We start from the raw sequence: 16,020 nt of genomic DNA on the forward strand, positions 1-16,020 counted from the left end.
CCGCCTCGCACGCCACAACGCGCGAAACGGACGCCCCGATACCCAATAGTTCAGCAGTCTCCTAGGGCGGCACGCTGCCCCGGCGGCTATCCGGCCTGGTCAGCCCTGCATGGCCTCCGGGTCCATCCAGGCGACCTCCCAGACGTGCCCGTCCGGGTCGGCGAACGCGCCCTGGTACATGCCGGGGAACGGCGCGTCGGCCTCGCGGTAGGCGGAACCGCCGCCGGCGACCGCCTTGGACATCAGCTGGTCGACCTCGTCGGACGACTCGCAGGACAGGGCGTTGAGGACCTCGTGGGCTCCCCGGGCGCCGGGCAGGTGCGGGGCGTCCGACTCGACGAGGAACGTCGCGAAGTACTCCCGCTTGAGGACCATGATGGTGATGACGTCGGAGATGACCCAGCTGGAGGCGTTCTCGTCGGAGAACTGCTCGTTCTTGGTGAACCCGAGCGCGCCGTAGAAGGCATCCGCCGCGGCCAGATCATCGGTGGGCAGGTTGACGAAGATCATTCGACTCATGAGGCCAACTATGGCACCGTGCGACGCGCTTGCCTAGACCCCGGAGACGCTCTGGCCGGGCGGAGTCGGCGGGCATAGACTGCAGTGCGGGCGTGTGACGCGCGCCACGTGTCGAGCCGGCCCGTGGCACCCGAGGTCGAGAGGAACGCGATGAGGATGACGACGCCGGCGCAGCCTGCGCTCCAGCGCTCGGCCCGCGCCGCGCACGGCGTCCTGGGCGACGTCGGCGCCGGCAGCGCCTTGGATCTCCTCCGCCCCGTGGTCGGCGACTCGTGGCGTCGGTCGCTCGGATTTCTGACTCCGGGCCGGATCGAACCGCCCGTCGCCCTCGCCTCCGGCGACCTCGCGGCCTACCTTCGAGACCATCCGCTCTCCGCGGTGCTCCCCGTCATCACGCGCCTGCTCGTCGAGCCGGCACGCGACACCGGACTACTCGTGGCGGTCGGGGACGCGGACGGCCGACTGCTGTGGGTCGAGGGCGACGACGACGCCGTCCGCCGTGCCGAGGCCATGGCCTTCGTCCCCGGGGCCGACTGGTCCGAGCGCGCCGTCGGCACGTCGGCACCCGGCACCGCCCTGGCCACGGGCCGCGGCGTCCAGGTCAGCGGGGCGGAGCATTTCAGCGAGATCGCGCACCGGTTCAGCTGCACGGCCTCGCCGATCCACGGCCCGGACGGGCGCCTGCTCGGCGTCGTCGACATCACGGGTGGTCCGGAGGCCGTCGCCGTCCACTCGCTGAGCCTCGTGAGCGCCGCCGTCGCCGCCGCCGAGGCCGAACTCCGCCTGGCGGCGTTCCGCGGGGACGCGCCGCGCTCGGCTCCCGCGTCGCGCAGCCGCACGGCACCGGCGAAGACGCCGACCCTGAGCGCGCTCGGGCGCGACGACGTCGAACTCGCGTGCGCCGGCGGCACGCTGACGTTGACGGGGCGGCACGCGGAGATCGCCACCCTGCTCGCGTGGCACCAGTCGTCGAAACACCACAGCAGGCATCCGGGAGGCGGGCTCAGCGCGGACGCCCTGGCGGTCGAGCTCCTGGGCGAGGACGCGCGGACCGTGACCCTGCGCGCCGAGATCGCCCGGCTGCGCCACGTGCTCCGAGGATCCGGCCTCGACCTCGAACTCGCGTCCCGGCCCTACCGGCTCGAACCGGCACCCGGGTGCGACGCCCGGAACGTGCTCGAACTCGTCGGACAAGGACGGTATCGGCAGGCCCTCGCGCTATACCACGGGCTCCTCCTGCCCCGTTCGGACGCGCCCGGGATCCGGGCGATCAGGGGCGAGGTCTCCGGCGCGCTGCGCGAGGCGATGCTCGCCGACGCCGGGCCCGAGGTCCTCACCGACTACCTGGAGCTGCCCGAGGCCGCCGAGGACGTCGACGCGCTGGCCACGGCGCTGCGGATCCTGCCGCCGCGATCGCCGCGCCGCGCCGTCGTGCTCTCCCGCCTGGACCGGCTCGACGCGCAGCGCCGCTCCTGACGCGCCGGGATCGGGCCGGTGCAACCCGGCTGCAACGTTGGCCGGCGTAACTTCGGCAGGGCAAGCACGCGAGGCCGGTCGAAGCAGACCGGCGGGCACGCCGACGAAGGAGTCAGCCATGACCGTCTACGCCAATCCGGGAACCGAAGGTTCGCTCATCACCTTCAAGACCCGCTACGACCACTACATCGGTGGCGAGTGGAAAGCGCCAGTGAAGGGCCAGTACTTCGAGAACGTCACGCCGGTGACCGGCAAGGTGTTCTGCGAGGTGGGCCGCGGCACCGCGGAGGATATTGAGGCCGCGCTGGATGCCGCTCACGCCGCCGCACCCGCCTGGGGCAAAACCAGCCCGGCCGAGCGCGCCCTGATCCTGCACCGCATCGCGGACCGCATCGAGGAGAACCTCGAAATGATGGCCGTGGCCGAAACCTGGGACAACGGCAAGGCCATCCGCGAGTGCCTGAACGCCGACCTGCCGCTGGCAGTTGACCACTTCCGCTACTTCGCCGGTGCAATCCGCGCCCAGGAAGGCAGCCTCTCCCAGCTCGACGACGACACCACCGCATACCACTACCACGAGCCGCTGGGCGTGGTCGGGCAGATCATCCCGTGGAACTTCCCGATCCTCATGGCCGTCTGGAAGCTCGCCCCGGCGCTGGCAGCGGGCAACGCCGTCGTGCTGAAACCGGCCGAGCAGACCCCGGTCTCGATCCTGGTACTCATGGAGCTGATCGGCGACCTGTTGCCAGCCGGCGTGCTGAACGTGGTCAACGGCTTCGGCGTGGAAGCGGGCAAGCCGCTGGCATCGAACAAGCGCATCCGCAAGATCGCCTTCACCGGCGAGACCACCACCGGCCGTCTGATCATGCAGTACGCCTCCGAGAACCTGATTCCGGTCACCCTGGAGCTGGGCGGCAAGTCCCCTAACATCTTCTTCGAGGACATTGCCTCCAAGGACGATGCCTTCTACGACAAGGCCCAGGAAGGTTTCACCCTGTTCGCGCTGAACCAAGGCGAGGTCTGCACCTGCCCATCGCGTGCACTGATCCAGGAAAGCATCTACGAGAAGTTCATGGGAGATGTCGTGGCCCGTACCAAGGCCATCAAGCAGGGCCACCCGCTGGATACCGAGACCATGATGGGTGCCCAGGCCTCTAATGACCAGCTGGAGAAGATCCTGTCCTACATGGACATCGGCAAAGCCGAGGGTGCCAAGGTGCTGCTTGGCGGCGGCCGCGCGGATCTGGGCGGGGAACTGTCCGGCGGCTTCTACGTGCAGCCGACCATCTTCGAGGGCACTAATGACATGCGCATCTTCCAGGAGGAGATCTTCGGTCCGGTGGTCGCGGTGACCAAGTTCAAGGACTACGACGACGCGATCTCCATCGCCAACGACACCCTGTACGGACTGGGTTCGGGCGTGTGGAGCCGCAATGGCAACGTGGCCTACCGTGCCGGCCGCGCCATCCAGGCCGGACGCGTGTGGGTCAACCAGTACCACGCCTACCCGGCGCACTCGGCCTTCGGCGGATACAAGTCCTCGGGTATCGGTCGCGAGAACCACCTGATGATGCTGGACCACTACCAGCAGACCAAGAACCTGCTGGTCTCCTACTCGGAGGACAAGCTCGGCTTCTTCTAAGCCGGGGAAGCACCATCCCACCCGAACCGCCCGGTTCGGAGATCCATCCCACGAACTTCAAAGGACAACGAACATGAGTACCATGAAAGCCGCAATAGTCGAGAACTTCAGCGATGACCTGAAGGTAGGGGAGATCCCGATCCCGCAGCCCGGACCGGGCCAGGCCCTGGTCAAGCTCATCGCCTCCGGCGTCTGCCACACCGACCTGCACGCCGCAGAGGGCGACTGGCCGGTCAAGCCGAAGCTTCCGCTGGTCCCCGGGCACGAGGGCGTGGGCACCGTAGTCGCCGTCGGCGAAGGCGTCACCGAGGTCGAAGAGGGCGATGTGGTCGGCAACGCCTGGCTGGCCAGCGCCTGCGGCAGCTGCGAATACTGCCGTACCGGCTGGGAGACGCTGTGCGAATCCCAGTCCAACGGCGGCTACTCGATGGACGGCTCCTTCGGCCAGTACATGCTGGTGGACGCGAAATTCGCCGCCCGCATTCCCGAGGGCTCCGACCCGCACGAGATCGCCCCGGTGCTCTGCGCGGGGGTGACCGTCTACAAGGGGTTGAAGATGACCGGGGTGCGCCCGGGCCAGTGGGTCGCGATCTCCGGCATCGGCGGGCTGGGGCACATCGCGGTGCAGTATGCGGTGGCCATGGGCATGCGCGTGGTCGCCATCGACGTGGCCGACGACAAGCTCGCGCTGGCCACCAAGCATGGGGCCGAGCTGACGGTGAACGCGTTCGCGCAGGACCCGGCCGAGATCATCCAGGAGAAGGTCGGCGGGACCCACGGGGTGCTGGTCACCGCCGTGCACCCGGCAGCGTTCGGGCAGGCCATTGGCATGACCCGGCGCGGGGGAACGATCGTGTTCAACGGCCTTCCCGCCGGCGACTTCCCTGCCCCGATCTTCAATATCGTCCTCAAGGGCCTGACCATCCGCGGCTCGATCGTCGGCACACGCCAGGACATGATCGAGGCGGTGGACTTCTATGCGGCCGGCAAGATCAAGCCGACCTTCCACACCCGTCCACTGGAAGACATCAACGCGGTCTTCGACGAGATGCGCCACGCCAAGATCGACGGGCGCGTCGTCATCGACTACGCTGCATAGCCCGGTGCGCGGCCCGGCGGGAGCTTCCTGCCGGGCCGCGCGCAGCGGCCCACCATGAACAGGAGCAGGCCATGAGCACCGTCACCGAAACGCGCGCCGCCATCGAGGGAGAGGATTTCTCCCGGGTGGCTTTCACCTCCGACGCCCTTCAGCTGCTGCGCAAGCTGTGGGGGATCCATGGCCCGCTGATGTTCCACCAGTCCGGAGGCTGCTGCGACGGGTCCTCGCCGATGTGCTATCCGGCCGGTGAATTCCGCACAGGCGGATCGGACATCCTGCTCGGCGTGCTCGCCCTGGACGATGCCGAGGGTGCCGCTTTGGGCGAGATCGAGTTCTGGATGTCCGCCGAGCAGTTCGCCTACTGGAAGCACACGCACCTGACGGTGGACGTCGTCGACGGCCGCGGGTCCGGATTCTCGGTGGAGGCCCCGGAGGGCAAGCGCTTCCTCATCCGCAGCGAGCTCATGGGCTGACCCGGCCGGCTACCGAGCCGGCGGCATGATGATCTGGAAGGCGTTCCCGTGCGGGTCCGCGACCGTGGCCAGCCGGCCGAACGGGGAGTCGTCCGCGCCGTCGAGCACCGTTCCGCCCAACGTCGTGACCTGTTCCATGGCGGCGTCGACGTCAGCCACCTGGAAGTAGATCCGCCAGTACGGGTCGGTGCCCGACGGGAAGATCTCGGAGGCGTCGCACAAACCGGCGGTCGCGGCGTCCTGCGGCCAGTTCGTCGCGTAGGCGAGCCCGCCGTCCATCATCTGGTTCTCCCAGCCGAAGACGGAGGCGTAGAAGTCGCGGTCGGCGTCGAAGGACGTGGACATCTCCTCGAACCAGACGGGCGTGCCGTCCGTGAGCGGCTGCTCGAAGCCGTCGAACGATTCCGCCTGCCAGATGCCCAGCGACGCCCCGGAGGGTGCGGCCACGATGGCGACCCTGCCGAGCTCGCCGATCTGCATCGGGTCGAACAGGACCCGGCCGCCGGCCGCGGTGGTCCGCTTCACGGCCTTGGCCAGATCGTCGGTGCCGAGGTGCACGGTCCAGTCGGTGGGCACGTTCTCGTCGTCCGGGATTCCGGGGGAGGCCCCGCCGATGATGCGGCCGTCCGCCGAGCGGATCATCCGGTAGTTGCCCAGCTCGGGGCCCTGGTCCTCGAAGGTCCAGCCGAACAGCGTCCCGTAGAACGCTTCGCAGGGCTCGGGGTCGGGGAAGTAGATGTCGATCCAGACGGGGTTTCCGGTGCTGGCCATGGTGCGGTCCTTTCGGGGCGGTCCGGGTGCTGGTCTCCTCATCTTCGCGCGGATCAGTCCGCGGGGCCAGAGGGGCGGACCTGCCGTCTCGCGGCCAGCGGCAGCGTGAGCAGGGAGAAGACCGCGCAGGCGATGAGCGCGGCCGAGAACGACCAGCCCGCCGCGAGTGCGCCGACGAGCACCGAACCGAGGCCCGTGCCGGTGTCGAACCCGACGTTCCAGGCGGCGCTGGCGATCCCGTAGTCGCGCCGGTGCACGGCCGTGAACGCCTCGACGAGGGTGAGGTTCTGCAGCCCGCCGTAGCTGACGCCCACGATCGCCATGGAGACCAGCAGCAGCACGACGGCGGTGCTCTCCTCGTCGGCCACCGCCCACGCGCCGAGGCCCAGGCCGATGACCGTCAGCACCACGAGCGGGAGGATGAAGGCGTGCGCCCCGAACCGGTCCGCCAGATGGCCGAAGCGCCACCGGGCCAGCGCGGCCGTGGCGGTCAGCAGGAGGAGACCGGCCGTCGTCGCGCCCGCGTCGGAGCTCATCTGCGGGGTGAACGTGATGAACGCTCCGCCGGCGAGCGTCACGGCGAGCAGCAGGGCCATGGGCCGGGCCAGCGGCAGGAAGCGCCGCCGGGTCACCGGCACGTCCGTGGCAGGGGCGGGGGCCTCGGGCAGCGCGTGCAGGTGCTTGGCCAGCCGCAGCGCGGGCGGCACGCTCAGCAGCGGCAGCGCCCCGAGGATGAAGACCGGCCAGAAGCCGATGTTGAGGGCCACCCACGGCGCGAGCGGCAGCAGGGCGAGCTGCGGGACGGCGATCGCCAGGCCGTACGCGCCGATCGCCTTGCCGCGGCGGCCCGGCTCCACGAGCTCGGCGACGGCGGTGCTTCCGGCGACCGTCAGGACGCCGAAGCCGAGCCCGCGCACCGCGGACAGCGCCAGCACGGGGGCCAGCTCGGGGGAGAGGGCGAACAGCAGCGGCGGCAGCCCGAGCAGGACCATGCCGGTCGCCAGCACCGGCGCCCACCCGAAGCGGCGCAGGGCCCAGGGGACGAACGGCTGCGCGAGCACCGTGAACAGCATCAGCACGCCGTTGACGAGGCCGGACCCGCCGGCCCCGGCGCCGCCCTCCAGGGTCCAGAGCGGCGCGGTGGGCATGAGGGCGGAGAATCCGGAGAAGCCGAAGCCGGTCATCAGCAGCAGGGCGGGCATTCCGGGCATGCGCCAGACGGGCGGCGGCGACACGTTGTTGCTCATGCTCTGATTGTGTCAGTTCAGGAGGGGAGCGGGAGACGGGCGCCGGCCGTGGTCGGAGCGGCTCGACGCGCTCCCTGTGATCGAATGGGGGTGTACTGGGTCGGAATCGAGCCGGGCTGCTCCGGCCGCCAAGCCGATCAACGTGCCACCCCTTGTCGAAAACCGGGCCCGGGCCCACTGGAAGGAACTGTGCGACAACTGGCGAATCGCATCACGGGTCTCGTCGAGCTCCTCTGGAGGGAAGTGGCGAAGTTCGGGCTCGTGGGCGGCCTGGGCTGGATCATCGACAACGGAATCTACGCTCTGCTCTGGCACGGCCCCATGGCGGACAGCACGATCAAGGCCCGGGTCGTGTCCACGGGACTGGCCGTCCTGTTCTCCTGGTTCGCGAACCGGTACTGGACGTTCCGCCACCGGCGCTCGGAGCGTGTGTGGAAGGAATTCTTCCTGTTCCTGACGATGAACGGGATCGGCCTGCTGATCGTCCTCGTCTGCCAGGTGGTCTCCAGGTATGTCCTGGGGTTCCAGTCGTTCACGGCGGACTTCGTGGCGGGCGGGGTCGTCGGCCTCATCCTGGGAACGATCTTCCGCTTCCTGGCCTACCGGTTCTTCGTCTTCAACGAGGAGCTCGATGAGGACCCCGGGTTCTCGCACGACCACGAGGGGCTCGGCGCCCATTGACCGGACCCCAGCGATGAGGTCTCGACAACCGCCGAGCCGAGCGGCGTCTAGTCCGCCGCCCGGGGCCGCCGCGCGCCGTCAGACATGCGCCCCCGGCTCGGGCCGGTACGGCGGGCGGCGGGCGGCCGCCGGGGCGTGCTCGGGACGAAGCCCCACCGCCGCCGCGTACGCCGGGACCGCCGTCAGCGCGGGGAAGCGCTCGACGAGCCGGGCCAGCGCTTTCGGCGCCGCGAACTCGACGCCGTCGCGCATGATGCGGGAGAGCCCGCGGTGCAGCAGCCGCTGCATGGTCTGGGTGGCGACGGTCGGGGGAGTACGACGGCGCTGCACGGCCGCGACGTCGCGGTTGCCGATGGTCCCCGCGAGCAGCGGTCGCGCCAGCATCCGGGCCGCGGCGACGCCGTCCTGGATCGCCAGGTTGATGCCGACGCCGGCGATCGGGGACATCGCGTGGGCGGCGTCCCCGATGCACAGCAGCCCCTTCGCGTGCCACCGCTCCAGCCGGGTGAGGCGGACGTCCAGCAGCTTCACGTCGCCGAAGTCCAGGGCCGCGGCCGCGTCCGGCAGCTCCGGGTAGGCGGCCGCGACGTCCCGTCGCAGTGCGTCGATGCCCTCGGCGCGCAGACGTCCGTCCGCGCCCTTCGGGATGATCCGGGCCACCTGCAGGTAGCCGCGCCGCGGGATGCCCACGTAGAGCTGGCCGGCGATGCCGCGCGGCAGCAGCGACTCGGCGATCAGCCGGTCCCCGCCCTCCGCGGTGGGCAGCCGGAACCACCAGACGTCGGCGTCGACGGGGAAGTCGCGGACCGGCAGCGACGCCTGATGCGCCGCAGTGGACCACCGGCCGTCGGCCGCCAGGGTGAGGTGCGCGCGGACCTCGCCGGCGCCGTCGTCGTCCTGGAACCGGGCGCCGACCACCTGGTCGCCCTCGAAGACCAGGCCGGTGACCTCGGTGCGCAGGCGCAGGGTGAAGTTCGGCTCGCGCTCGCCGGCCGCGGCGACGAGGTTGAGGAAGTCCCACTGCGGGATCATCGCGATGTAGGGGTGCTTGAGGCGGATCCGGCGCAGGTCGCCCACGCGGACCGTGCCGCCGCCGGCGAGGGGGAGGTTGACCTCCTGGATGCGGCTGTGCGGCAGCTCGTCGAACGCGTCGAAGAGACCCAGCTCGTCGAGCAGTTCGAGCGTGGTGGGGTGGACGGTGTCGCCGCGGAAGTCGCGCAGGAAGTCTCCGTGCTTCTCCAGCACGGTCACCGGGACCCCGGAGCGCGCGAGGAGCAGGCCGGCGATCATGCCCGCCGGGCCGCCGCCGATGATGAGGCACGTGGTGCGCTGTCGAGTCGTCATGGTGGACCTCCGGACCCGACGCTAGCCGCGCGCGCCGGGCGCGGCAAGGCCCGATTGTGACAGGGCGTCGTGACGGCCCCCACCCGCGCTGGGTACCCTTGGGCGGAACTCTCCATCCGACAGCGAGGTCGCTCGGAGGACCCGCTACCTACAAGAGGAGGCCCGGCATGCCCAAGTTTCTCGTCGTCGGCGAAGCCCTGATAGACGTCGTCCACGCCCCGGACGGCACCGTCGAAGAACACCCCGGCGGCAGCCCCGCCAACGTCGCGCTGGGTCTCGGCCGCCTCGGACAGGACGTCGAGCTGGCGACCTGGATCTCCGACGACGACCGCGGCCAGGTCATCTCGGAGCACCTCGCCGACTCGCACGTGGCCGTCACCGACGCCTCGCGCGGCGCGGACGCCACGAGCGTCGCGATCGCCCGCCTGGACGACGACGGCGGCGCCTCCTACGAGTTCGACGTCAACTACCGTCTGCCCGACCTCGGCTCCGTCGAGGCGTACGCGTACGTGCACACCGGGTCCATCGCGGCCGTGGACGACGACGCCTACGAGGTGACCGTCGCGGCCCTCGCGGCCGCCAAGGCCGCCGGCGCCGTCGTCTCCTACGACCCGAACCTGCGCCCGTCGCTCATGGGCGACGTCTCCGTGGTGCGCCCGCGCGTCGAGCGGCTCGTCGAGCTCGCCGACATCGCGAAGGTCAGCGAAGAGGACCTGGCCTGGCTGCGGCCGGGCGAGGACATCGCCACGGTGGCCGCCGAGTGGGCCAAGACGTGCCAGTTCGTGGTGGTGACCCGCGGCGGCGACGGCGTGATCGCCCTGCACCACGACGGGACCGAGATCGACGTTCCCGCCCAGCCGTCCGACGTCGTCGACACCGTCGGCGCGGGCGACTCCTACATGTCTGGGCTGCTCGACGGGATCGCGCGCATGACGGGCCGCGAGACCGCACGCGACCGGCTGGCGGGCCTCGGCCCGGCCACGCTGCGCGGCATCCTGGACCGGGCCGCGCACATCGCGGCCATCACGGTCTCCCGCGCGGGCGCGAACCCGCCGTGGGAGGACGAGGTCTAAAGCCCGGCGTCACCCGTCGGCGGCACCCGGCCCGGCCGCGTCCAGGCTCTCGGCCATGGCGCGGGCCGTCTCCTCGAGGAAGCGGATGACCGTCTCGCGTTCGCCGGCGGACAGCCGGGCCGCCGGGCCGAACCGCGCCGCGTGGTGCTTGCCGACCGAGACCCGGGCAGCCTGCCGGGTCTCGTCGCTGACGTGCAGGCTGACGGCTCGCCGGTCCGTGGGGTGGCTCGAGCGGGAGATGTGGTCTCCGGCCTCCAGCCGGTCGAGCAGCTTGGTGGTCGACGCCGTGCTGACGCCCAGGTGGCGCGCCAGCATCCCGGGCGTGCAGACCGTGCCCGTGTTGGCGCTGGTGATCAGGAAGTGCAGCGCGCGCATGTCCGTCTCCTTGAGCTGCATGTAGCGCTGCGAGGCCGCGGAGATCCTGCGCTCGACCGCGCGGAGCCCGCCCATGGCCTTCATCAGCCGGTCGATCTGCTGCAGATCCCCGGGAGCCAGGTCGCCGCGGTCGATCAGCAGATGCTGGGGGTCGCTGCCGTCGAGGCTGTACATCGCGTCGGACGGATCGGTCGGCATGGGATTCGTGCTCCTGTCGGTTCTGCTGTCCACCGATGGTAGTCCCGCTCAGAATCCGCTGCGAACGTGCGTCCACAGCAGCAGGAGCGTGAAGAGGAACCCGGTGGCGTAGTTCAGCCAGAGGAAGACCCGCCAACCGGACCGGGCCGCAGCCGAGGTCTCGTCGGTGAGGCGGGCGAAACGCAGCGCGTTGACGGCGTACGGCACGCAGAGCAGGCCAGCGAGCGGCCCCGGGGCGGGGACCGCCAAACAGAGTATGCCGGCCGCGGCATAGAGCGCGCCCGACGCGATCACGGTCACGCGGGCGCCGGCGATCGTCGCCACTGATCCCAGGTGCGCGGCCCGGTCGGGGAGGATGTCCTGCACGGCGCCGAAGGCGTGGCTGGCCATGCCCCAGCAGAAGAACGCGGCGAACGCGGCCACCGGCCCCTGCTCGAGGCGGCCGTCGGCGAGCAGCCACCCGTACACGGCCGGGGAGACGAAGTGGGTGCTCGAGGTGATCGAATCGACCACCGGCCGCTCTTTGAAGCGGAGCCCGGGCGCGCTGTAGGCGACGACGGCGGCCAGCGAGACGACCAGCGCCGCCGCGGCCGCGGGCCCGCCGGAGGCGAGCAGCACGGCGGCGATCGGGACGGTGGCGATCCCCGAGGCCCAGAGGATCCGCCGGTGGCGCGCCCGCGGGACCACGGCGCCCTCGACGCCGCCCTTGCGCGGGTTGAGCAGGTCGGATTCGTAGTCGAACACGTCGTTGATGCCGTACATCGCCAGGTTGTACGGGACGAGGAAGAAGGCCGTGCCGAGGAGCAGCAGCCAGTCGATGCCGCCGCCGGCCAGCAGGTAGGCCGCGGCGAACGGGTAGGCGGTGTTGACCCAGGACACCGGGCGGGAGGTCGCGATCAGGTCCTTCACGGCCGGTCCCGCTTCCCGGCGAGCAGGACCCAGAGGGCGGGCAGCAGGATCGCCGCGGCCACCGGGTAGGCGAAGTCCTCCAGCGGCGCGAGCCCGATGCCGTGCCCGCTCAGCGTCTCGGGCGTGTAGCCGAACAGCCCCGCTGCCAGCATGACGTTGTCGAACACGGCCGTCAGGATCACCAGCACGACGACGGCGGCACCCGCCGCCGCGAGCGCGCGCCCGCGCTGCCCGGCCCGGCAGCGGATGATTGCGAGCACGCCGAGAAGCGCGGCAGCCGTCAGGAAGATGATGTTGAGCTCCCAGTAGTTCACGCCTGCTCCTTCCTGCGCTTGATGAGTTGCTCCGCCCCCGTGAACAGGATCAGGGTCTGGTAGCAGAGGAAGACCAGGAAGAAGAGCTCCTCGAGCGGCAACTGGTCGCCCAGCATGATCCCGGTCATCAGCGGGGAGGCGCGGTGCAGGAAGATGCCCTCGTGGATCGCCCAGACGTCCCACGCGAGGAAGAACGCGGTGCCGAGCGCCAGGGTCAGCGCGCCGGCGAGCGGCCGGTTCCAGAGCAGGAGCCGGAAGCGGAAGTCGAGCAGGGCCATGCAGCCGATCAGCGCCACCAGGATGAGGAGGTAGGTCACGGGCGCACCCCCACGACCGGCTCCAGGCCCACCGGGTCGCCGGAGGTGTCCCCGCGGACGGCCTTAAGGACGATCTCCGCACTGATCATGCACATGGGCACACCAATCCCGGGGCGCACCGACGCGCCGGCGAAGAACAGCCCGCCCACGCGGCGGCTCTGGTTCCCGGGGCGGAAGAACGCGCTCTGGGCGAGCGTATGCGCCGGGCCGAGCGCGCTGCCGCGGAATGCGTTGAACTGGTGGGCGAAATCGCCCGGCCCCCACGTCTTGCGGACGACGACGCGGCTGGCCAGGTCCAGCACTCCGCTCCAGCGCCCCACCTGATCCAGTGCGCGGTCGGCCACGGCTTCGACGGCGGGGTCCCCGCCGCGGTCGCCCGCTCCGTGACCGCGTTTCGGCTGGGCCGGCGAGGGGACGAGGATGAACAGGTTCTCCTGCCCCGCCGGCGCCGCGGTCGGATCCGTGGCGCTGGTCCGGCTCGCGTAGATCGACGTCTCCGGTTGCAGCGCCCGCCCACCGGAAATACGTGCGAAGTTGTCCCGCCAGTCCGGCGTGAACAGCAGGTTGTGGTGGGCCAGCTCGGGCAGCTCGCCGTCGATTCCGGCGCAAAGCAACACGGCGCCGGGGCCGGGGTCGGTGCGCTTGAGCCGCGCCTCGGACCGGTCGCGGTCCGCCGGCCGCAGCAGGTTCCGCTGCACGTGGTGCAGGTCCGCGGCGGCCACGACGGTCTCGGCCGCGAGTCGCCGGTTGGCGCCGTCGTGCCCGCGGAAGGCCACCGCCTCGACGCGCGAGCGCTGACGTCCGCGCGTGGCGGCGGCGCGGGTCTCGATCCCGGTGACCGTGGCCCCGGTGCGGATCTCGACCCCGGCGTCGCGGACCACGCGCTCCATCGCGTCCACGAGGGCGGCGAAACCTCCGCGGGGGTAGAGGACGCCGTCGTTGAGATCGAGGTGGCTCATCAGCTGGTAGAGGCCGGGCGCGCGGTAGGGGGTGGTGCCGAGGAAGACGGCCGGGTAGCCGAGCAGCTGGTGGATGCGCTCGTCGCGGAACGCGCGCGAGGCGCCGCCGTGCAGCGACGTGGTGAGGAGTCGGAGGAGCTGGGGCAGCTTCGCCAGGACCTCCGGCCGGAGCAGCCCGCGCGGGGACGCGAAGCCGTCGTAGAGGAACCGCCGCGTCGCGAGGTCGTAGGTGTCGGCGGCGGAGTCCAGGTAGCGGGCGGCGCGCGCGGACGAGCCCGGCTCCAGCTGCTCGAAGAGCGCCAGGGCGTGCTCGCGCCCGGAGCGGACGTCCACGGGGTCGGAATCTGCGCCGAACCAGACGCGATACGCGGGATCCAGGCGGGTCAGCTCCAGCTCGTGCGCCGCGCTGGTGCCCATGAGCCGGAACCAGCGGTCGATCACCTCCGGCATGAGGTACCAGGACGGGCCGGTGTCGAAGTGGAAGCCCCCCGCCGACCAGCGCCCGGAGCGTCCGCCCAGGTCCTCGCGCTGTTCGAGCAGCGTCACGGGGTGGCCGTCGCGGGCGAGGAGACCAGCGGTGGCCAGCCCGGAGAATCCGCCGCCGATCACCACGGCGCGGCCGCTCACGCCGCGCTCCGGGCGCCCGGAGCGCGGGAGAGGACCCGGGCGGCGATCCAGATCTTGCGTCCGGTGCCGACGCGGATCCGCTTCCGCGCGATGGCCGCCGCGGGTGCAGCGTCCAGCCGGTCGACCAGCGCCGAGAACAGCGCGTGGGCCAGCCCGACGGCGCGGCGAGCCCCCGGGTCGAGCAGGGGCAGGGTGGCCGCGGCCGCGGCCAGGTCCGAGCGGATGTCGGCCAGCGCGGCTCGCTTGGTCTCCTCGTTGAACTCCCCGGCGGCGGTGCCCGGGAGGTAGACGCGGCCGAGTTCCTGCTGGTCGGCGGCCAGATCCCGGAGGAAGTTGACCTTCTGGAATGCGGCCCCGAGCCGGCGGGCCCCGGCCTCCAGCTCCCCGGTGCGGTCCCGCGCGGTGCCGGGCAGGTCGAGGAAGACGCGCAGGCACATCAGGCCGACCACCTCGGCCGAACCGTGGATGTACTCGTCGAGGTCGGAGGCGGCGTCGGGTGCGCCGGCGATGTCGGCGCGCATGGAGGCGAAGAACGGGCGCGTGAGGTCCGCCCCGATCGCGTGCCGGCGGGCGGTCTGCGCGAAGGCGTGGACCACGAGGTTGGTGCTGTATCCGGTTTTCAGGGCCCTCTCGGTCTCGCGTTCCAGGTGGTCGAGCTCGGCGCGGACCCCGGACGGGTCCAGGCCCGCCGCGGCCCCGGCGCCGTCGACCGTCTCGTCGGCGACGCGGACCAGGGCGTAGATGGAGGCGATCGCCCGCCGCGTCCCGGCCGGCAGGGCGCGGCAGGCCCAGCCGAACGACGTCGAGTAGATGGTGATGATCTTCCCCGAGCTCCGCTCGGCTGCGCGCGAGTACACGTTCAGGGCGTCCATGTCAGGCCTCCCGGTCCAGGACGCGTCGCCCGATCGACACGACCGCGTCGGCCAGCGGGCCAGCGGGCAGCAGGGAGCCGGCGAGCGAGGCGCCCTCCTCGACGAGGTCCGCCGCGAGGCCGTAGGCGTGGCGATCGGCCCCGGCGTGCCGCAGGGCGGCCCTGGCCGTGGCAGGTGGGAGGCGGCCGTCGCGGACGCCCTCGAGGACGGAGGCCAGGTCCGGATCGCGGGCGAGCCCGAACGCCGTGACGACGGTGACCTTGCCCTCGAGCAGGTCGGAGTCGGAGGGCTTGCCCGTCCGGGTGCTGTCGCCGAACGTCCCGAGCAGGTCGTCGACGATCTGGTAGGCGAGGCCGAACCGGCGCCCGATCGCCCCGAGGTCCGCGGCGTCCCCGGGGGAGGCCCCGGCGAGGAGGGCGCCGGCCCGGAGGGGCGCGTCGAACGAGTAGGCCGCGGTCTTCAACGACTCCATGTCCAGCACGCGTTCGGGCGCGGGGGCCGGGACGGTCGGCAGGCAGGAGAGCAGGACGTCCTCCAGCTCGCCGGCCGCGGAGGCGACGACGGCGTCCTCGAAGCACTCGCCGACGAGGTCCGGGTGCGCGCCCCGTGCCGCGGCCCGTGCGGCCAGGCGGACCGACCCCGCCAGCAGGACGTCGCCCGCGACGATGGCCACGGCATCTCCCGCGTGGGCCGCCGCCGCGGAGTCCACGCCGTCGCGGGCCAGCCGGTCGCGGTAGACGGACCGGATGTTCGGGCGTCCCCGCCGGACGGAATCCCGGTCGATGACGTCGTCGTGGATCAGCAGGGCGCTGTGCAGCATCTCGAATGCGGCGCCCAGCAGAACCGGGGCCTCGGCGTCGGTTCCCCCGAACCCGCGGTAGGCCGCCTCGACGAGGACCGGGCGGAGGCGCTTGCCGCCGTCGCACGCGCGGCCGAGTTGCCGGGCGAACTCCACCGAGGACTCCAGCGCCGGCGCGCAGCGGTGGCCGGCGCGTTCGGCGAAGGCCGCGATCTCGCTCTCGACGCGGGACAGGTAGCCGGGGTCCGGGGTCGCGAGGTCGAACAGCCCGGCGGCCGGAGCGCGCAGGCGGCGCCTGGTGGCGGGGCTCATCGAGCGGTCTCGC

17 protein-coding genes are annotated in these 16,020 nt (G+C 71.6%); 6 read left to right on the top strand and 11 right to left on the bottom strand.

Going from position 1 to position 16,020, the window contains the following annotated elements; genetic code table 11:
- Window positions 1-99 precede the first annotated feature (99 nt).
- A complete protein-coding gene (locus IE069_RS06235) occupies window positions 100-519 on the bottom strand; it encodes a VOC family protein (RefSeq protein ID WP_189349274.1) in 420 nt (139 codons plus the stop codon).
- Window positions 520-669: 150 nt separating this feature from the next.
- On the opposite strand from IE069_RS06235, the gene IE069_RS06240 reads away from it, so the two are divergent.
- The 4 genes from IE069_RS06240 (at window position 670) to IE069_RS06255 (ending at window position 5,209) form a co-directional block, all read left to right on the top strand.
- Window positions 670-1,995: a GAF domain-containing protein gene (locus IE069_RS06240; RefSeq protein WP_229790980.1), complete on the top strand. Its 1,326-nt coding sequence runs from the start codon at window positions 670-672 to the stop codon at window positions 1,993-1,995.
- Between the two features lie 118 nt (window positions 1,996-2,113).
- Window positions 2,114-3,637 carry an acetaldehyde dehydrogenase ExaC gene (exaC, locus tag IE069_RS06245; protein WP_189349275.1) on the top strand — a complete coding sequence of 508 codons (1,524 nt, stop codon included), beginning with the start codon at window positions 2,114-2,116 and terminating at the stop codon, window positions 3,635-3,637.
- Window positions 3,638-3,710: 73 nt separating this feature from the next.
- Window positions 3,711-4,736: an alcohol dehydrogenase AdhP gene (gene adhP / locus IE069_RS06250; RefSeq protein WP_189349276.1), complete on the top strand. Its 1,026-nt coding sequence runs from the start codon at window positions 3,711-3,713 to the stop codon at window positions 4,734-4,736.
- Window positions 4,737-4,807: 71 nt separating this feature from the next.
- Window positions 4,808-5,209: a DUF779 domain-containing protein gene (locus IE069_RS06255; protein WP_189349277.1), complete on the top strand. Its 402-nt coding sequence runs from the start codon at window positions 4,808-4,810 to the stop codon at window positions 5,207-5,209.
- A gap of 9 nt (window positions 5,210-5,218) precedes the next feature.
- Here IE069_RS06255 and IE069_RS06260 read toward each other — a convergent pair whose 3' ends face one another.
- Together IE069_RS06260 and IE069_RS06265 are read right to left on the bottom strand one after the other, a co-directional pair.
- Window positions 5,219-5,980: a VOC family protein gene (locus IE069_RS06260; RefSeq protein ID WP_189349278.1), complete on the bottom strand. Its 762-nt coding sequence runs from the start codon at window positions 5,978-5,980 to the stop codon at window positions 5,219-5,221.
- A 53-nt stretch (window positions 5,981-6,033) separates the two neighbouring features.
- The gene (locus tag IE069_RS06265; RefSeq protein ID WP_189349279.1) at window positions 6,034-7,227 is read right to left on the bottom strand and encodes an MFS transporter; all 1,194 of its coding nucleotides are present in this window, start codon (window positions 7,225-7,227) and stop codon (window positions 6,034-6,036) included.
- Between the two features lie 189 nt (window positions 7,228-7,416).
- On the opposite strand from IE069_RS06265, the gene IE069_RS06270 reads away from it, so the two are divergent.
- Window positions 7,417-7,908 carry a GtrA family protein gene (locus IE069_RS06270; RefSeq protein ID WP_189349280.1) on the top strand — a complete coding sequence of 164 codons (492 nt, stop codon included), beginning with the start codon at window positions 7,417-7,419 and terminating at the stop codon, window positions 7,906-7,908.
- 78 nt (window positions 7,909-7,986) lie between these two features.
- On the opposite strand, the gene IE069_RS06275 is transcribed toward IE069_RS06270, so the two are convergent.
- The gene (locus IE069_RS06275) at window positions 7,987-9,252 is read right to left on the bottom strand and encodes an FAD-dependent oxidoreductase (protein WP_189349281.1); all 1,266 of its coding nucleotides are present in this window, start codon (window positions 9,250-9,252) and stop codon (window positions 7,987-7,989) included.
- A 167-nt stretch (window positions 9,253-9,419) separates the two neighbouring features.
- On the opposite strand from IE069_RS06275, the gene IE069_RS06280 reads away from it, so the two are divergent.
- Window positions 9,420-10,325, top strand: coding sequence for a carbohydrate kinase family protein (locus IE069_RS06280; RefSeq protein ID WP_189349282.1), 906 nt, complete (start codon window positions 9,420-9,422; stop codon window positions 10,323-10,325).
- 9 nt (window positions 10,326-10,334) lie between these two features.
- On the opposite strand, the gene IE069_RS06285 is transcribed toward IE069_RS06280, so the two are convergent.
- The 7 genes from IE069_RS06285 to IE069_RS06315 are packed head-to-tail and all read right to left on the bottom strand — an operon-like array spanning window position 10,335 to window position 16,007.
- On the bottom strand, window positions 10,335-10,898 hold the full coding sequence (locus IE069_RS06285; RefSeq protein WP_189349283.1) for a MarR family winged helix-turn-helix transcriptional regulator: 564 nt from the start codon (window positions 10,896-10,898) through the stop codon (window positions 10,335-10,337).
- A 48-nt stretch (window positions 10,899-10,946) separates the two neighbouring features.
- On the bottom strand, window positions 10,947-11,807 hold the full coding sequence (locus IE069_RS06290) for a prenyltransferase (RefSeq protein WP_229790981.1): 861 nt from the start codon (window positions 11,805-11,807) through the stop codon (window positions 10,947-10,949).
- The gene (locus tag IE069_RS15590; protein ID WP_308425378.1) at window positions 11,804-12,121 is read right to left on the bottom strand and encodes a lycopene cyclase domain-containing protein; all 318 of its coding nucleotides are present in this window, start codon (window positions 12,119-12,121) and stop codon (window positions 11,804-11,806) included. Before IE069_RS15590 ends, IE069_RS06290 begins: the two co-directional genes overlap by 4 nt.
- Complete coding sequence (locus IE069_RS06300) at window positions 12,118-12,438, bottom strand: lycopene cyclase domain-containing protein (protein WP_189349284.1); 321 nt, start codon at window positions 12,436-12,438, stop codon at window positions 12,118-12,120. The genes IE069_RS15590 and IE069_RS06300 overlap by 4 nt, the downstream gene beginning before the upstream one ends.
- Window positions 12,435-14,024 carry a phytoene desaturase family protein gene (gene crtI / locus IE069_RS06305; protein WP_189349285.1) on the bottom strand — a complete coding sequence of 530 codons (1,590 nt, stop codon included), beginning with the start codon at window positions 14,022-14,024 and terminating at the stop codon, window positions 12,435-12,437. Before crtI ends, IE069_RS06300 begins: the two co-directional genes overlap by 4 nt.
- Window positions 14,021-14,896, bottom strand: coding sequence for a phytoene/squalene synthase family protein (locus tag IE069_RS06310; RefSeq protein ID WP_189349286.1), 876 nt, complete (start codon window positions 14,894-14,896; stop codon window positions 14,021-14,023). The genes crtI and IE069_RS06310 overlap by 4 nt, the downstream gene beginning before the upstream one ends.
- Before the next feature lies 1 nt (window position 14,897).
- Window positions 14,898-16,007 carry a polyprenyl synthetase family protein gene (locus tag IE069_RS06315; protein WP_189349287.1) on the bottom strand — a complete coding sequence of 370 codons (1,110 nt, stop codon included), beginning with the start codon at window positions 16,005-16,007 and terminating at the stop codon, window positions 14,898-14,900.
- Window positions 16,008-16,020: the final 13 nt, after the last annotated feature.

Source organism: Zhihengliuella salsuginis (assembly GCF_014651715.1).
GTDB lineage: Bacteria > Actinomycetota > Actinomycetes > Actinomycetales > Micrococcaceae > Zhihengliuella > Zhihengliuella salsuginis.